The sequence below is a fragment of the Stenotrophomonas sp. yr243 genome (assembly GCF_900184195.1).
Taxonomy (GTDB): domain Bacteria; phylum Pseudomonadota; class Gammaproteobacteria; order Xanthomonadales; family Xanthomonadaceae; genus Stenotrophomonas; species Stenotrophomonas lactitubi.
In genome coordinates, this window is the sequence record NZ_FXWT01000002.1 from 204,123 (window position 1) to 219,425 (window position 15,303).

General features: G+C 65.4%; 13 protein-coding genes. 3 read left to right on the forward strand and 10 right to left on the reverse strand.

Going from position 1 to position 15,303, the window contains the following annotated elements:
- Nucleotides 1–47: 47 nt before the first annotated feature.
- Nucleotides 48–515, forward strand: coding sequence for a hotdog fold domain-containing protein (locus tag QOL57_RS07725; protein WP_089236502.1), 468 nt, complete (start codon nucleotides 48–50; stop codon nucleotides 513–515).
- A gap of 507 nt (nucleotides 516–1,022) precedes the next feature.
- Here the strand turns inward: QOL57_RS07725 and QOL57_RS07730 are convergent.
- Together QOL57_RS07730 and QOL57_RS07735 are read right to left on the reverse strand one after the other, a co-directional pair.
- Nucleotides 1,023–1,373, reverse strand: a complete 351-nt coding sequence (locus QOL57_RS07730; RefSeq protein ID WP_089236503.1) for a DUF1304 domain-containing protein — start codon at nucleotides 1,371–1,373, stop codon at nucleotides 1,023–1,025.
- 69 nt (nucleotides 1,374–1,442) lie between these two features.
- Complete coding sequence (locus QOL57_RS07735; protein ID WP_089236504.1) at nucleotides 1,443–2,771, reverse strand: MFS transporter; 1,329 nt, start codon at nucleotides 2,769–2,771, stop codon at nucleotides 1,443–1,445.
- 287 nt (nucleotides 2,772–3,058) lie between these two features.
- Here QOL57_RS07735 and QOL57_RS07740 point away from each other — a divergent pair, with 287 nt between their 5' ends.
- Nucleotides 3,059–4,459, forward strand: coding sequence for a serine hydrolase domain-containing protein (locus QOL57_RS07740; protein ID WP_089236505.1), 1,401 nt, complete (start codon nucleotides 3,059–3,061; stop codon nucleotides 4,457–4,459).
- A 98-nt stretch (nucleotides 4,460–4,557) separates the two neighbouring features.
- Here the strand turns inward: QOL57_RS07740 and QOL57_RS07745 are convergent, their stop codons facing one another.
- Complete coding sequence (locus QOL57_RS07745) at nucleotides 4,558–5,316, reverse strand: SDR family oxidoreductase (protein WP_089238060.1); 759 nt, start codon at nucleotides 5,314–5,316, stop codon at nucleotides 4,558–4,560.
- Between the two features lie 112 nt (nucleotides 5,317–5,428).
- Between QOL57_RS07745 and QOL57_RS07750 the strand changes: the two genes are divergently transcribed.
- Nucleotides 5,429–6,331 (forward strand): LysR family transcriptional regulator, encoded by a 903-nt coding sequence (locus QOL57_RS07750; RefSeq protein WP_089236506.1) that lies wholly within the window; start codon nucleotides 5,429–5,431, stop codon nucleotides 6,329–6,331.
- Nucleotides 6,332–6,413: 82 nt separating this feature from the next.
- On the opposite strand, the gene QOL57_RS07755 is transcribed toward QOL57_RS07750, so the two are convergent.
- From QOL57_RS07755 to QOL57_RS07785, 7 genes are all read right to left on the reverse strand, one after another.
- Nucleotides 6,414–6,953, reverse strand: a complete 540-nt coding sequence (locus tag QOL57_RS07755) for a histone (RefSeq protein ID WP_089236507.1) — start codon at nucleotides 6,951–6,953, stop codon at nucleotides 6,414–6,416.
- A 776-nt stretch (nucleotides 6,954–7,729) separates the two neighbouring features.
- Nucleotides 7,730–8,125, reverse strand: coding sequence for a glycine cleavage system protein GcvH (gcvH, locus tag QOL57_RS07760; protein ID WP_089236509.1), 396 nt, complete (start codon nucleotides 8,123–8,125; stop codon nucleotides 7,730–7,732).
- 94 nt (nucleotides 8,126–8,219) lie between these two features.
- Nucleotides 8,220–9,332 (reverse strand): glycine cleavage system aminomethyltransferase GcvT, encoded by a 1,113-nt coding sequence (gcvT, locus tag QOL57_RS07765; protein WP_089236510.1) that lies wholly within the window; start codon nucleotides 9,330–9,332, stop codon nucleotides 8,220–8,222.
- Nucleotides 9,333–9,964: 632 nt separating this feature from the next.
- The gene (locus QOL57_RS07770; protein WP_089236511.1) at nucleotides 9,965–10,399 is read right to left on the reverse strand and encodes an NfeD family protein; all 435 of its coding nucleotides are present in this window, start codon (nucleotides 10,397–10,399) and stop codon (nucleotides 9,965–9,967) included.
- A gap of 1 nt (nucleotide 10,400) precedes the next feature.
- Nucleotides 10,401–11,360 carry an SPFH domain-containing protein gene (locus tag QOL57_RS07775; RefSeq protein WP_089236512.1) on the reverse strand — a complete coding sequence of 320 codons (960 nt, stop codon included), beginning with the start codon at nucleotides 11,358–11,360 and terminating at the stop codon, nucleotides 10,401–10,403.
- 121 nt (nucleotides 11,361–11,481) lie between these two features.
- Entirely contained in the window at nucleotides 11,482–12,225 is a 744-nt protein-coding gene (locus QOL57_RS07780) for a FadR/GntR family transcriptional regulator (protein ID WP_089236513.1), read from the reverse strand.
- 102 nt (nucleotides 12,226–12,327) lie between these two features.
- The gene (locus tag QOL57_RS07785) at nucleotides 12,328–15,219 is read right to left on the reverse strand and encodes a TonB-dependent receptor (RefSeq protein ID WP_089236514.1); all 2,892 of its coding nucleotides are present in this window, start codon (nucleotides 15,217–15,219) and stop codon (nucleotides 12,328–12,330) included.
- Nucleotides 15,220–15,303: the final 84 nt, after the last annotated feature.

Sequence of the window (15,303 nt, forward strand, 5' to 3'; positions counted from 1 at the left end):
ACGACAACGGCGGACTTCGGTCCGCCGTTTCTTTAGGGAGACACCCGATGTCTGCTCCACTGCTTACGCTTTACCACCGCCTGCAGCGCTGGCCTGCCGGTAACTGGTTGTTCTCGCGCGCGGTGTGCTTCAAGGCACCCTACTTCGCCAGCATCGCCCCGCGCATCACGCTCCTCGAGAACGGCCGCTGCGAGGGCACGCTGGCCGACCGCCGCAAGGTGCGCAACCACATCGGCACGGTGCACGCGATCGCGATGTGCAACCTGGCCGAGCTGACCGCCGGGCTGATGGTGGATGCGTCACTGCCCAAGGGCATGCGCTGGATTCCGAAGGGCATGCAGGTGCAGTACCTGGCCAAGGCGCGCGGCACGCTGCACGCGGTGGCGTTGCCGGCGCAGCCGATCGTGGTGGCGGCGGAAGGCTACGCGTTGCCGGTGACGGTGAGCGTGCGCGACCGCGCGGGCACGGAAGTGTTCAGTGCGGTCATCGACATGTGGGTGTCGCCGGCGAAGTGATGTTCCCGCGAACGGCGCAGCCCCTCGTGGGTTGGTCGCGGAAAGCGCTGGTTTGGCTGGGGGCGGTGGGTTCGCGGGGGACGCCGTGAACCCATCCCTGGGGGCTTGGCCGCGGCATCCATGCCGCGGACACCCCCGCGAACCCACCGCCCCCAGCCCCTGACAGTTCTCTGCGGCGTCCACCCAAGCAAGAGAAAAAAGAAGAGCAAAAGCAAAAGCAAAAGCAAAAGCGGCCCGGTGGCCGCTTTTTCCATGCGCGCAGAACCCACGAGCGCAGCGACCCGCTGTTGCTCTTGATCTTCTTTTTCTTCTCCGTGGGCTGGCCGCGCACGGAAACTGTCAGGGGTCGGGCGGGTTGGGTTCGCGGGGGTGTCCGCGGCATGGATGCCGCGGCCAAGCCTACACGGACGTACTTGCGGCGTCCCCCGCGAACCCAACCCGCCCGGCCCAAACACATGACCTGCTCCCAGCGACCAACCCACGAGGGGCTGCGCCGTTGGCCGGAAACTACGCCACCGCGCGAAGGATCAACGCCAGGATCGCCGGCACCGCCTGGATCATGAAAATGCGCCGGCTCACGCTGTACGCGCCATAGCACCCCGCCACCACCACGCACGCCAGCGAGAACGTCACCAGCACCGGCTGCGCCAACACCAGCCCCACCACGATGCCTGCCGCCAGGAAGCCGTTGTACAGGCCCTGGTTGGCCGCCAGCACGCGCGTGGTCTCCGCCTTCTCCGGCGTATTGCGGAACGTCTTCAGGCCCAGCGGGCGGGTCCACAGGAACATCTCCAGCACCAGGAAATACAGGTGCAGCACGGCAACCAGCACGGTCAGCAGCAGCGCGAGCAACGACATCGATTCTCTCCTTTGCAAAGTTGGGGTCAGAGCCCTTTTCCAATGAAAAGGGATCTGACCCTGGATCACTCAACGGTCGCGCGGCAGCTTCTTCTCTTCGCGCAGCACGCCGAACGCTGCCAGCGTCATCAACCCGGCTACGGCGACGCCACCGATGAACACCACGTGCGAGCCGAACAGCGACAGCGCCTTGTGCAGCCAGGTGAAGCTCAGGTCGGCACCGCGGTAGACCACCGTGTCGATGGCTGCGCCGGCCTTGTAGCGCCACTGGCGGTCCACGCGGGTGTAGATGGATTCGCGCGCTGGCTTGAACAGCGAGAACTCGCTGGCCCGGGTCAGCACCTGCACCACCGCCACCATCATCGGCAGTGGCGACGCAGCAAGCACAGAGAAGCCGAGCAGGATGGCGAAGGCGGGAATCAGCAGGGCCGGGGCGATGCCATGGCGCGACAGTAGCCAGCGGGTCAGGCTCAGCTGCAGCAGCAGCGTCAATGCGTTCACCGCGAGGTCGATGCGCGAGAAGAACGCAGTGCTGGCGGCCGGATCGCTGAAGGCCGCACGTACGATACTGGCCTGCTGGTTGTACAACAGGGTGCCCACGCCCACACCGAACATCACCAGGACTGCCAGCCAGCGCAGCAGGGGCTCGCGCACGATCAGCTTCAGACCATCGAGCACGCTTCCACCCATCGGCATTTCACCCGACACCAGCTGCTGCTCGCGTTCGCGCAGTACCGCCCAGTGCCGCAGGCGCCAGATGCAGAACAGGCAGATGACCAGGAAACCGGCCGACACCAGCATCAGGTTGGCGATGCCCACGCGCTGCGCCAGCGCACTGGTGATGAGCGGGCCGAGGAAGGCGCCGACCGTGCCGGCCGCACCGATATATCCGTAGTAGGCCCGCGCCTGCGCATTGGAGAACACGTCGGCCATGAAGCTCCAGAACACGGCCACTGCGAACAGGTTGAACACCATCACCCATAGGAAGAAGGCCATGCCCCGCCCCGGCACTTGGCTGTCGAACAGCGCATAGAAGCCCAGCAGGGTGGCGATGAAGAAGCCGTACACCGCCGGCAGGAATACCCGCCGCGGGAAGCGGCTGACCAGCCAGCCATAGACCGGCTGCAGCACCAGCATGATCACGAACACGCAGGAGAACAGGAACTGCAGGACGAAGTCCTTCAGCGCGATGCCGTGGCTGGCGAACCAGGCGATCAGCACCGGCGGGAACACCGCCTCCAGGTCGGCCGAGGCGGCCATCGCCTCGCGTACCGGGCGCAGCACGTAGTAACCGCTGAGCAGGCAGAAGAAGTACAGGAACGACCACCAGAGCGCCGGCGACTCGCGCAGCGCTGCGACCAGCTTCTTCAGCGGACCGCCTGTCCCGGCCGCGCTCACGCGGCTCCCCTCGCCAGCGAACGGCGGTTGGACAGCGGCATGGCAGGCTCCGGGGGCAGTGAAGCGCGTACGTTATCCAATGCACTGCAACATCGCCAGCGCGGGCTGCACCGATGGCTGCAACGAAGTGTCACGGCATCGCCCGCATGACACCTTCTGATACCCGCTTTTGCGGCGTCAAAAATCCAACTTTTTCAACGAGATGCGCATTCATCTTCGCTTTGTTTGTGCACAGGCGAAAAGCGGCGCTAGAATCATCCCCAGCAGTCGCGCACGGGTTCCAACCGATGAAAAAGAACAGCCTGCGTCGTCCGATCCGTTCGGCGGCCACCGGTTTGCTGGGCATGTTGATGCCCCTTGCCTTGTCCACCACCGCGCAGACCCCGCCGGCCCTGCCGCCGATGCCGACCAACATCGAGACCGCTGCCGGTGGCGCCATTGCCCACACCCAGCCGGCGGCCTACCGCACCGGCCTGGTGCCGCAGGTGCAGTTGCCGGCCGCCGGCTTCAACGTCGCCAACATCGAATCGATGGCGCAGCAGCTCACCTATGGCGAGCGCGTGCCGGGCATGGCGGTGGCCATCGTGCAGGGCGGCCGTGTGCTCAGCGCGCGCGGCTACGGCGTCACCGACGTCAACAACCCGTTGCCGGTCGACGCCCACACCGTGTTCCGCCTGGCGTCGCTGTCCAAGGCCTTCGCCGGCACCATGGCCGGCCTGCTGGTCAACGATGGCACCCTGCGCTGGGACAGCAAGGTCACCGACTATGTGCCGGGCTTCCGCCTGAACTCGCCGGAGGCCACCGACCGCCTGACCGTGGCCGATGTACTCAGCCATCGCGTCGGCCTGCCGTACAACGCCTACGACCGCGACATCGAAGGCAACGCCGAGTACTACGCGCTGACCCAGAAGCTGGCCAACACCGGCCTGAAGTGCCTGCCGGGCGACTGCTACGCCTACCAGAACGTGGCCTTCAGCCTGATCGGCGACGTCGTGTATGCCGCCTCCGGCAGCTTCTACGAGCAGTCGGTCGAACGCCGCATCTTCAAGCCGCTGGGCATGAACGATGCCAGCCTCGGCCTCGCCGGCATCCAGGCCAGCTCGCGCTGGGCACGCCCGCACGTGCGCAGCCGCAACGGCTGGGTATCGCTGACGCCGAAGCCCACCTATTACCGCGTGGCCCCGGCTGCCGGCGTCAACGCCAGCGCCAGTGACATGGCGCAGTGGCTGCTGGCCCATACCGGCCACCGCCCGGACGTGCTGCCGGCGCCGCTGCTGGCCACCCTGCACTCCAGCCTGATCAACACGCCGGGCGAGATGCGCTCGGGCTGGCGCCGCGAACGCCTGCACTCGGCCGGCTACGCGCTGGGTTGGCGCACCTTCGACTACGCCGGTCACGATGTCGTGTTCCATGCCGGCGCCGTGCAGGGTTACCGCGGCCTGGTGGCATTGGTGCCCGAGCGCGACCTCGGCATCGCCATCATGTGGAACGGTGAAAGCGGCCTGCCCAGCGGCCTGCTGCCGACCGTGCTCGACGCCGCCCTCGGCCTGCCGTCGCAGCGTTGGCTGGACGTGGACACCGACTTCGGCAGCGACAACCTGATGGCCGAGGGCGCCGCCCCGGCACAGCAGGACAAGCGCAAGGGCAAGGGCGCCTCGGGTAATCGCGCGGTGGCCTCGCCGCGCTGAGCCGGCGAGCTCGACCGTAAACAAAAGGGCGGCCCTCGGGTCGCCCTTTTTTGTTGTTGTAGAGCCGAGCCCATGCTCGGCTCTACCGTTCCGCAGCGCTAGTGGGCGAAGTAGTGCATTCCTCCATCCACCGGAATCACCGCGCCGGTGATGTACCCCGCCAACGGGGAAGCCAGGAACGCGACCAGGTGCGCCACCTCCTCCGGTTCGCCGAAACGCCCCATCGGGATGTTGCGGGCGATGAACTCACGTCGGCTCTCTTCGGTGGGATGCAGCCGATCCAGGATCTGCGCGCTGTTGATGCGCCCCGGTGCAATCGCGTTGACGGTGATGCCCTCGCCCGCCACGTCGCAGGACAGCCCCTTGCTCCACAGATGCAGCGCCGCCTTCGCCGGGCTCGCGGCATTCACCGCGCGCGGCTCCATCGACCCACTGAGGTTGATGACACGCCCCCAGCCATTGGCCCGCATCGACGGCAGCAACGCCTGCGTCAACCGTCGTGCTGCCGAGAAGTTCAGCGCCATCGCCTCGTCCCACACCTCATCTGCTGCAGCCACCCCGGCCAGCCGTGCACCACCGGCCGCATTGACCAGGATATCCACGCGCTGCAGCGCCCCCAGCGACGCGCTGGCGATGCGCTGAACATCGTCGGCGTCGGTCAGATCACCCAGCAGCACGACCGGTGCTGGCCCACCTGCCGCCTCGATCGCGGCCGCCACCGATTGCAACGGCGCCTGCCGCCGCGCGGTGATCGCCACGCGCACACCCAGTGTTGCCAGCACCCGCGCGACACCTGCGCCGATGCCGCTGCCTGCGCCGGTGACCAGCGCGGTACGTCCTTCAAGATCCAGTTTCATGTGCTGCCCTGCCAGGTTCTGCCGGCCCATCTGGCCGTGCGGACATGCTCTTTGAATACCCTCGATTGATAAACTCCAGCGAGGTTTCAACATTCAGAACCCGGGGTGTCAGATGAACCTGTTGGAGAGCATGCAGGTCTATGTGCTGGCCGTGGAAAAGGGCAGCCTGAGTGCCGCGGCGTCGGCACTGGACATCTCCGCGACGATGGCCGGCAAGCACCTGCGCGCCCTGGAAGAACGGCTGGGCATGCAGCTGTTGAGCCGCACCACGCGACGGCAGCACATGACCGCTTTCGGTGAGGCCTACTACGGCCGCTGCAAGGAGATCCTGCGCCTGGTGGAGGAAACAGATGCGCAGGCACAACATCACCATCTGGCACCGGCGGGCAAGCTGCGGATCAGTGCACCGGTGATCTTCGGCACGCATGCGCTGGTGCCGGCACTGTCCACCTACATGGACCACTACCCCGAGGTCAGTGTCGAACTGGTCCTGACCGATCGCGTGGTCGAACTGGCCGATGAGGGGTTCGAGGCCGCCATCCGCATCGGTACGCTTGCCGACACCACGCATCTGGTAGCGCGTCCGCTCAGCCCCTACCGCCTGACCTTGTGTGCATCACCGACCTATCTCGCGCGGCATGGCACGCCGCATAGCGCGCAGGCGCTGCAGCAGCATCAATGCCTGTCGCTGGATCCGGCTGCGCTGTCGCACTGGCTGGGCAACGAGGCAACGTCGGCGGTGCAGCTGCCCTCGGGACGGCTGCAGATCAACAACGGCGAAGCGTTGCGGCTGGCCGCGCTGCAGGGACTGGGCATCATCCTGCAGTCGAGCCTGCTGCTGGCAGCGGACATCGATGCGGGTGGCCTGGTCCCGTTGCTGCCGGAACATGGCCGACGCGGTCGGCCCATGCACGTGGTCTATCCGCACGACCGTTATCACTCGACCCGGCTGCGCAGCTTCGTGGATTTCCTGGTCGAGCGGTTTCCCTGTGAAGCAGCTGGCCATCGCAGCTAGCCAAAACTGATGCCCATAAAAAAACCCCCTCCCCGCTGGGCAGTCGGGGAAGGGGTCTCAGGGTACGGCTATCGGGAAGTACTTAGATCAGCGGTGCCGGAGTTGCCGGAAGGGCCACCGGGGCGGCCTTCTTCTTGCGGGCGGCCGGCTTGCGCTTGGCAACCTTCTTGGCAGCCTTCTTCGGGGCAGCCTTCTTGGTGGCCTTCTTCGCAGTCTTCTTCACCGCCTTCTTGGCGGTCTTCTTTACCGCCTTCTTCACTGCCTTCTTGGCGACCTTCTTGGCCGGCTTGCGGGCAGTAGCTTTCTTGGCGGTCTTCTTTACGGCTTTCTTGGCAGTCTTCTTGGTGGCCTTCTTGGCTACCTTCTTGACGGCCTTCTTCGCGGTCTTCTTTACGGCCTTCTTGGCAGTGGACTTCTTGGCTACCTTCTTCGCAGCCTTCTTCACTGTCTTCTTCGCCGTGGCCTTCTTGGCGACCTTCTTGGCAGCCTTCTTCACTGCCTTCTTGGCGGTCGCCTTCTTCGCGACCTTCTTCACTGCCTTCTTGGCAGCGGCCTTCTTGGCGACCTTCTTCACCGCTTTCTTGGCGGCGGGCTTTTTCTTCGCAGCTTTCTTGGTTGCCATGGTGATGGCTCCTCGTCAGTGATAGGGAGTTGAAACGCCCAGGTGGATCAAACCCGCCCATGCTGCGTGCGGGGACCGCCGGCGCGTCAGGCGCGCCGTTACGGATGCGGTGATGCCCGCCACGATCGGCGGAGCAGGCATCGGAACAGGGGTCGCCTTGCATTTCTCCGGGGGAAGCGGGGCCATGTCCACCGTCTTGAGGATCGCGGTGGTCTTCGAGGGGCTGCTTCGCATCGGACGATTGATTCTGCGCACTCGGTTTGGCAGGCAAGGTCTGCTGAGGCGAAACCTAATCACGGTTTTTTTTACTGTCAACAACCCCCGCTAAAAATTTTCACATCCGCCGCGTCCCGGGAGCCCTTCCCGCGCCTGCCGATGTTCCTCCGCGAGCGCCGGCAAACACTGCATCGCGCATCGTCGCTGCCATAAGCTGCGCACCAACAGCGAAGAAAAAACACTTGAAACAAGCACTCTGCGCCATGTAGAGGTCTGAAGTGGAACGCCACACGACGATGTGGTCGTGCACGGCGATGCACTCGCCAACGCCAGCACAACGGACCTGCAACAAGGCCAAAAACTTTTCACATCCGGGCGTGCCGCCGCGGGGGTGGAAACGCGGATTTGCGCAAAACTGCGCACGCCTTTTGGCCGTGCTCAACACCGGCTGATGCCATGGCGATGGCATGCGGCGAACCGGTCGGCATAAGTTCGACGCGTCCTCCCAAACGAAAACGGCCACCCGAGGGTGGCCGTTTTCGTACCGGGGAAACGACGACTCAGTGCTCTTCGTCTTCCAGGCCTTCGGCGTACGCGTCCGGGTCCAGCAGCTCGTTGAGCTCTTCGCTGTTGGACACTTCGACCACGAACATCCAGCCGTCGCCGTAGGCGTCTTCGTTGATGGTTTCCGGCTTGTCGGCCAGCGCCGAGTTGACCTCGACGATGGTGCCGCTGATCGGGCTGTAGACGTCGGAGGCGGCCTTCACCGACTCGACGACCGCGATCTGCTCGTTGGCCTTGGCGGTCGTGCCGACTTCCGGCAGCTCGACGTAGACCAGGTCACCCAGCAGGCCCTGAGCGTGGTCGGAAATACCGACGGTCACGCGGCCATTGCCTTCGACACGGGCCCACTCATGGGACTTGAGGAACTTGAGGTCGCCGGGGATCTCGCTCATGGGACTGCTCCAGAGATATGCAGGGGGTGGAAAAAACGGGGCTAGTGTAACCAACCGGCCGCCACTGCTGGCAGTGACGACCGACACGTTTGGATCACGCTTCGGTGAGTACGCCGGGCTGGGCCTGGCCTTCGCGCACGAACGGGAACTTGACCACCCGCACCGGCACCTGACGGCCGCGGATGTCGACGGTGACCTGACCGAGTTCACCGGCCGGTACGCGCGCGAATGCGATGCCCTTGGCCAGGGTCGGCGAGAAGGTGCCGGACAGGATCTCGCCCTGGCCGCCGGCCGTGGTGACGGCCTGGCCATGGCGCAGCACGCCCTTCTCATCCATCACCAGGCCGATCATCTGACGTGCGTTGCCGGCCGCCTTCTGCGCCTCCAGCACGTCGCGGCCGATGAAGTCGCGACCCTCGTCCAGCGACACCGTCCAGGCCAGCGCCGCCTCGTACGGGCTGATCGCTTCGTCCATGTCCTGGCCGTACAGATTCATGCCGGCTTCCAGGCGCAGGGTGTCGCGCGCGCCGAGGCCGGCCGGCTTCACGCCAGCAGCAAGCAGGCGGTTCCAGAACGCGACCACGGCATCCTGCGGCAGCAGGATCTCGAAACCGTCTTCGCCGGTGTAGCCGGTGCGGGCGACGAACAGTTCAACGCCGTCGTCGGACTGCACCTGCAGCGCGGCGAAGCGGCCGAGCTTGCCCAGCGACTCACGGTCGGCTTCGCGGGCCAGGCCGATGACGATGTCGCGCGCCTGCGGACCCTGCACGGCGAGGATCGCCAGGTCCGGACGCTGCTCGACCGAGACGTTGAACGGCGCAGCCTGCTCGCGCAGCCACGCCAGATCCTTCTCGCGAGTGGAGGCATTGACCACCATGCGGAAGAAGTCTTCGCCCAGGTAATAGACGATCAGGTCGTCGATGACGCCGCCCTGCGGATTCAGCATGCACGAGTACAACGCCTTGCCGGTGGCCTTGAGCTTGTCGACCGAGTTCGCCAGCAGGCGGCGCAGGAACGGCTTGACCTGGTCGCCGCGCAGGTCGACCACGGTCATGTGGCTGACGTCGAACACGCCCGACTCACGACGCACCAGGTGGTGCTCGTCCAGCTGCGAGCCGTAGTGGATGGGCATGTCCCAACCCCCGAAATCGACCATCTTGGCGCCAAGGGCGCGGTGGGTATCGTTGAGCAGCGTCTTCTGGGTCATGACCGGGTCCGGCAGCAGAGGAAACAAGAACGCGCATTATCCCAGATCGGTCGCCCACAGGTCGCGCCGCAGCGCAGCGGGGGATGTTGGCCGGCCTGCGGCCGGCGGGTGCTTTCTACAAGCCAGGCAACGGCAACGGCCAAAGCGCATCGGCTCGGCGACGTCTGTGGGGTGGTGGGGCGATGTGGGGTTGCGGGACACGCCGCAAGTACGTCCCTGTAGGCTCGTAGGCGCCATCCATGGCGCCTGCGGTCCCTCCACCCCACACCGCCCCACCCCGACAGGTTCCCGGAGACGGGACGGAAGGCAAGAGCGGTTGTGGATGTCGATACATATAAGGAGAGGTGTGGGATTTCTTTTCCTGCCGAAAAGAAATCCCACACCGGCCATGACCCGCGAGCGCAGCGACCCGCTTCTGCTTCGCTCTTATTTTCTTTTCCGTGGGTGGACGCCACCGGAAACTGTCAGAGGTCGGGCGGGTGGGCTGGGCAGGGGTGTCCGCGCCATGGATGGCGCGGCCAAGCCTACAAGGACGTACTTGCGGCGTCCCCTGCACAGCCCACCCGCCCGACCCAACCCAGCATCTGCTTTCAGCGACCATCCACGAGGGGCTGCGCCGTTGGCTGGAAAACTCAGCCGGCCGCTTCGACCACCAGCGCACTGCCCTGCACCGCTACCACCCGTACCAGCGTGCCGGCCGGCAGCTCCGGCCCACTCACCTGCCACGACGCGTCATCGATGCTGACCCTGCCCTGCCCGCCGACGATGGCCTGCTGCAATGGCACCACCCGCCCGACCAGTTGTTCAGCGCGACGGTTCAGCAGCGGCGCGTCGCTCTGCCGCGCACGCGGCTTGCCCCAGTGCCGGTAGCACTGGATCGACAGCACGCTCAGCAGCACGAAGGCGACCACCTGCCACAGCACCGGAATATCGGCGAACACCGCTACCAGCGCGAACACCGCCGCCGCACCGATGCCGATCCACAGCATGAACGCGCCGGGCGCCAGCGCTTCGGCGGCAAACAGCAACAACGCCAGCGCACCCCAGGCAACGACTTCCCAGCGCATGTCAGCCTCCAATCGGCGGCGGCCGCTTGGCCGGTGACCGGGTTTCCTGGTTGGACAGGGCCTGCTTGGCGAGCTCGGCCACGCCGGCGATCGAACCAATTACTCCGCTGGCCTCCATCGGCATCAGCACCAGCTTCTGGTTCGGCGACGTGGCCAGTTCCTTGAACGCTTCCACATACTTCTGTGCGATGAAGTAGTTGATGGCCTGGACGTCGCCGTCGGCGATCGCCGCCGACACCACCTGGGTCGCCTTGGCTTCGGCTTCGGCCAGGCGCTCGCGGGCTTCGGCGTCGCGGAACGCGGCCTCGCGCCGTCCCTCCGCTTCCAGCACCGTGGCCTGCTTCTCGCCTTCGGCGCGCAGGATCTCGGACTGGCGCGAACCTTCCGCCTCAAGGATCTGCGCGCGCTTCTCGCGCTCGGCCTTCATCTGCCGTGCCATCGCATCGAGCAGGTCGCGCGGCGGCTGGATGTCGCGGATCTCGATGCGGTTGACCTTCACGCCCCAGGGGTTGGTCGCATGGTCGACCACGCTGAGCAGCTTGGCGTTGATCACCTCGCGCTGGCTGAGTGATTCATCCAGGTCCATCGAGCCGATCACGGTACGGATGTTGGTCTGCACCAGGGCGATCATCGCCACTTCCAGCACCGACACCTCGTAGGCGGCCTTGGCCGCGTCCAGTACCTGGAAGAACACCACGCCATCGACGCGCACGGCGGCGTTGTCCTTGGTGATCACTTCCTGGCCGGGCACGTCCAGCACCTGCTCCATCATGTTCACCTTGCGTCCCACCCCATAGACGATCGGGATCAGGAAGTGCAGGCCGGGCGACATCGTGTGGGTGTAACGGCCGAACCGCTCGACGGTCCACTCATAACCCTGCGGCACCATCCGTACCGCCTTGAACAGGATGACCACGGCCACGAAGGCCAGTACCGCGCTGAAGAACATGGTCGGGAACATCGCGCTTTCCTTATGGGAGACGTCCGGAGCCCAGCATAGCGCGCGGATGCAGGCAGTGCGGGTGCGGGACGTTCCAGCGGAAAGCAGCCGAGCGTGGCCCGGCTCTACAGCATGGGCCCAGTCAGATCCGGGTCGTGGCCAGGAAGCGCTCGCGGTCCTGCTGGGTCTGCCGGCGGATCTCGGCCAGCGCCTGGCTTTCGGTCGCCTCCAGCATCGCCTCGAACAGGCGCTGGAAGTGATGCCGCATCGCATTGCGTGCCGCGACCGGATCGCGCGCGCGCAGACCTTCGAAGATCGCCATGTGCTCGTCGGCGCGGCTGGCACCATCGTCATGGCACACCCGGGCGTAGACCTCGGTCACCCGCGGCAGCTCGCTGCGCATGCGCCAGATCTGCTGCACCAGATACTCGACCACCGGATTGCCCGACAGGCGCGCGATGGCCAGATGAAAGCGGCGGTCGTAATCGCCGGCCTCTTCGTCGGTGAGGTCACGCCGGCACAGTGCTTCGGCCAGCACCTGCAGCTCGGCGATGCCGGCCTCATCGATATTGCTTGCCGCCAGCGCAGCGGCTTCCGCCTCGAACACGGCACGCGCAGCGGTCAGGTCGAAGGCGCTGATGTCGGGCAATCCACCGACGGCCTGTGCCGGGCGCGGTTTCACATAGACACCCGAGCCGATACGGATCGCGATCCAGCCCTGCGCTTCCAGGGCGATTTCCGCCTCGCGGATGGTGACCCGGCTGACGCCGAAGCGTTCGGCAAGTTCACGTTCGCCCGGCAGGCGCGAACCGGACGGATATTCGCCATCTTCGATCAGCTTGCGGAGCTTGGCGGCGATGGTCTGGTAAAGACGGTTGGCGGACATGCGGCTGACCCTTGGCGGTTCCCTCCGGGCCCGTCCCCGGCCACCGGGCACGGTGCGGGTCCGGTTGGAGCGACGGCGCGACCATTGGCCGCGCCGCCCTGTTCAGAACTTGTATCGTACACCGAAATACGCGCGCCGCCCGTAGCTCACCACCTCGCGGAAATTCCCGTAAAGCGGCTGGTATGCCACGCGTGGCTCGTTGGTCAGGTTCATCAGTTCCAGCGACAGCGACAGCTGCTTGTTCACCCGGTAGCGCAGGCGCAGGTCGACGCTGGTGTTGTCATCGTAATAGCGGTTCTGCTGCGCCGTGTTGCCGGTGAAGTCCTGGTAATAGTGCGAACGGAACTTGCCGATGGCCTGGATGTTGAAGCGGCCCACATCCCAGTAGATGGAACCGGACAGCACGTGCCGCGAGAATCCGCTCAGGCCGGCCGGCGGCACGATGGCCGGGATGATCGATCCGTCGGCGGCCAACTGCTCGCCCAATCGTGAATCCTGGGTCTGGTAGTCGGCGTCAGCATAGTTGTAGCTGACCTTGAAGCCGAGGCCATCGAACGGCTTGGGCAGATACGAGAACCGGTGCGTGGCACTGAGCTCGATACCGGTCAGGGTGCTGTCCTCGTCGGTGGTCACCTGCTGGCGCACCGGCACGGTCACCGTCTGTCCGTTGATGGTGTAGGTTTCCGGCACCAGCGCGGTGGCGGTGCCACCGTTGAACTGCTTCCAGTACACCGCACCGGCCAGCAGCGTGTCCGGGTTCGCATACCACTCCAGCGAGACGTCACCGTTCCAGGACATCAACGGCTGAGCGGCCGGATTGCCGCTGGCACTGATGTCGTCCAGCGCGTCGGCCAAGCCGGTATAGGTGGCATCGCTGCTGACATTGATGGTGCGGCCGGCACCGAGTGCGGCGATATCCGGGCGCGACATTGCCCGATACGCGCCCACCCGCAGCAGCAGGTCCGGCTTCAGCTCGAAGGCAGCATTCAGGCTTGGCAGCAGCTTGTCATTGCCCGACTTGAACACCTGGGTGGTGAAATCACCCGTGGGCTGCAGGCGGATCGTGCCGTCGCCGTTGTCGATGATTGCCAGGTCGGTGCGCACACCTTCCGAGCGCACGTCGGTCTTGACCCAGCGCAGGCCGACATTGCCGGTAACCGGCAACCCGAACAGCGTGCTGCTGAACTCGCCCATCAGATACAGCGCGCGGGTTTTCTCGGTCACATCGACGTTGTTCGGATCCTGGAAATCCGGGTCCAGGCCGCTGTCGCTGGTGCCGCGGAAGGACTCGTAGAGGCAGCTCGGATCGAAGTACGCCCACGAGGAGATCGTGTTGCCGCTGGCCGCATCCATGAAGTCGTCCTGCGGGAACGGTGCACGGCAGGCACGGTTGGCGGCAATGATCTTCGCCTTGTCTGCCGCCACGCGCTGGTCGTAGTCGGTCACCAAGGTATTGTCGCGCAGGCGGTAGTCGGCCTGGCTGGCGCGCACGCCGCCCTTGATGCGGGTGAAGAAACCGGACTCGGGCATGAAGCTGGCATCGAAGCGGCCAGCCTTGATCTTGTGGTCGTTCTCGGTCGCGCTGGAGGTCACCCGCGCTGCACCGGTGTAGGCATCCCAGTTGTTCGGATCGAAGTTCGGCGCCAGCGCCACGCTCGGCACCTCGCCATGCCAGTCCCAGTCGTAGTCGACATAGCCGGTGGCGCCACTGCTGATGCCCGGCACGATGGCGTTGTTGACGTCGCGCTGGTTGGCGCGCAGCCGGGTCATGCGCTCGCTGTCCAGGCGGTTGGTATGCGAATAGGAAAGGTCGGTGGACAGCTCCCAGGCCGGGCTCGGGCGCAGGATCAGGTTGAGGCCGCCACCGGTGTATTCCTCGCCGCGCCAGTAGCGGTTGGAGGTCGAATCGATGGAGGTGCTGCCATGCAGGTGACGGACGATGCCGTCCTCGTCCACGTCGCGCTGGGTGATGCCGCGGCGTGCGTTGGACAGGCTCAGGTCGCTGCGGTTCTCGTCCCAGTTGCGCTCGGTATGCTCGAAATCGAGGTTGAGCTCGACCACGTCGTTGGGCCGCCACTGGATCGCCGCGAACTCGCTCTGGCGATCATTGCGTTCCTGCTTCAGGCGATAGATGCGGCTGCTGGGCACCAGGTAATACGGTGCACCGTTGGCGATGGCCTGTGCACTGACCTCACTGCAGTTGGCATTGGCCACGTTCTGCCTGCCATCGCAGGCATACCAGGTGGAGCCGCTGGTGATGCTCTCCTCCGGGTCGGTGCCCTCCAGCCGCTGGATGCCCAGTGAGATGCCGAGCTTCTGGCCGTTGCCGAATTCGAACTGGTCGATGTAGCTGGCGGTACCGCGATAGCCGATGCCATCGTCGTCGCGGTACTTCTTGTCATACTCGGCCCAGCTGCCACGCAGATCGATCTGCGCCGAGCGCTTGCCGTACTCCAGCGGCTTGACCGTCTCCAGCCCGATGGTGCCGGCGACACCACCTTCGATGATGTCGGCGCGCTGGGTCTTGTAGATCGCCACCGTATTGATCAGCTCGGCCGGGAACATGTTGAAGTTCACCGAACGATCGCCGCTGCCGTTGGTGATCTCGCGGCCATTGAAGTTGGTGCTGCTGAGGAAGGCGCCGAGACCACGGATCGAGATTTCCGACGCGCCGGTCTTGTCGCGGGTGGAGGCGGCACCGGTCAGCGTTTCGATCGCATCGGCCAGCGACGGCGCGGGCAGGTCGCCGATGTCATCGGCCGACAACACATCGGCGATCACCGTGTCGTCGCGCTTCTTGTTGATCGAACTCTGCATCGACTCGCGGATGCCGGTGACCTGGACCTGGTCCAGGGTGGTGGCGTCCTGCCCGGAACCGGTAGCGGCAGACTGCGCCTGTACGGCCGGCGAAGCCGCCAGCGCAGCGAGCAGTGCCACGATCAGTGGTGTGGGTGACAACGGTGTACGACGTACAACTCCGGCAGGTTGCCGCATGGTTTTCCTCCTCCCAAAGGATCGCCCGGACGGTAGGCGTGGGACGCAGCTTCGACACGCCGACACAGAAATGTCAACCAACTG

Coding starts and splice junctions, on each gene's coding strand:
- QOL57_RS07770 (WP_089236511.1), bottom strand. CDS start 10,399: ATGCGCTGGGAAGTCGTTGCCTGGGGTGCGCTGGCGTTGTTGCTGTTT.
- QOL57_RS07755 (WP_089236507.1), bottom strand. CDS start 6,953: ATGGCAACCAAGAAAGCTGCGAAGAAAAAGCCCGCCGCCAAGAAAGCG.
- gcvH (WP_089236509.1), bottom strand. CDS start 8,125: ATGAGCGAGATCCCCGGCGACCTCAAGTTCCTCAAGTCCCATGAGTGG.
- QOL57_RS07785 (WP_089236514.1), bottom strand. CDS start 15,219: ATGCGGCAACCTGCCGGAGTTGTACGTCGTACACCGTTGTCACCCACA.
- QOL57_RS07730 (WP_089236503.1), bottom strand. CDS start 1,373: ATGTCGTTGCTCGCGCTGCTGCTGACCGTGCTGGTTGCCGTGCTGCAC.
- QOL57_RS07780 (WP_089236513.1), bottom strand. CDS start 12,225: ATGTCCGCCAACCGTCTTTACCAGACCATCGCCGCCAAGCTCCGCAAG.
- QOL57_RS07725 (WP_089236502.1), top strand. CDS start 48: ATGTCTGCTCCACTGCTTACGCTTTACCACCGCCTGCAGCGCTGGCCT.
- gcvT (WP_089236510.1), bottom strand. CDS start 9,332: ATGACCCAGAAGACGCTGCTCAACGATACCCACCGCGCCCTTGGCGCC.
- QOL57_RS07750 (WP_089236506.1), top strand. CDS start 5,429: ATGAACCTGTTGGAGAGCATGCAGGTCTATGTGCTGGCCGTGGAAAAG.
- QOL57_RS07775 (WP_089236512.1), bottom strand. CDS start 11,360: ATGTTCCCGACCATGTTCTTCAGCGCGGTACTGGCCTTCGTGGCCGTG.
- QOL57_RS07745 (WP_089238060.1), bottom strand. CDS start 5,316: ATGAAACTGGATCTTGAAGGACGTACCGCGCTGGTCACCGGCGCAGGC.
- QOL57_RS07740 (WP_089236505.1), top strand. CDS start 3,059: ATGAAAAAGAACAGCCTGCGTCGTCCGATCCGTTCGGCGGCCACCGGT.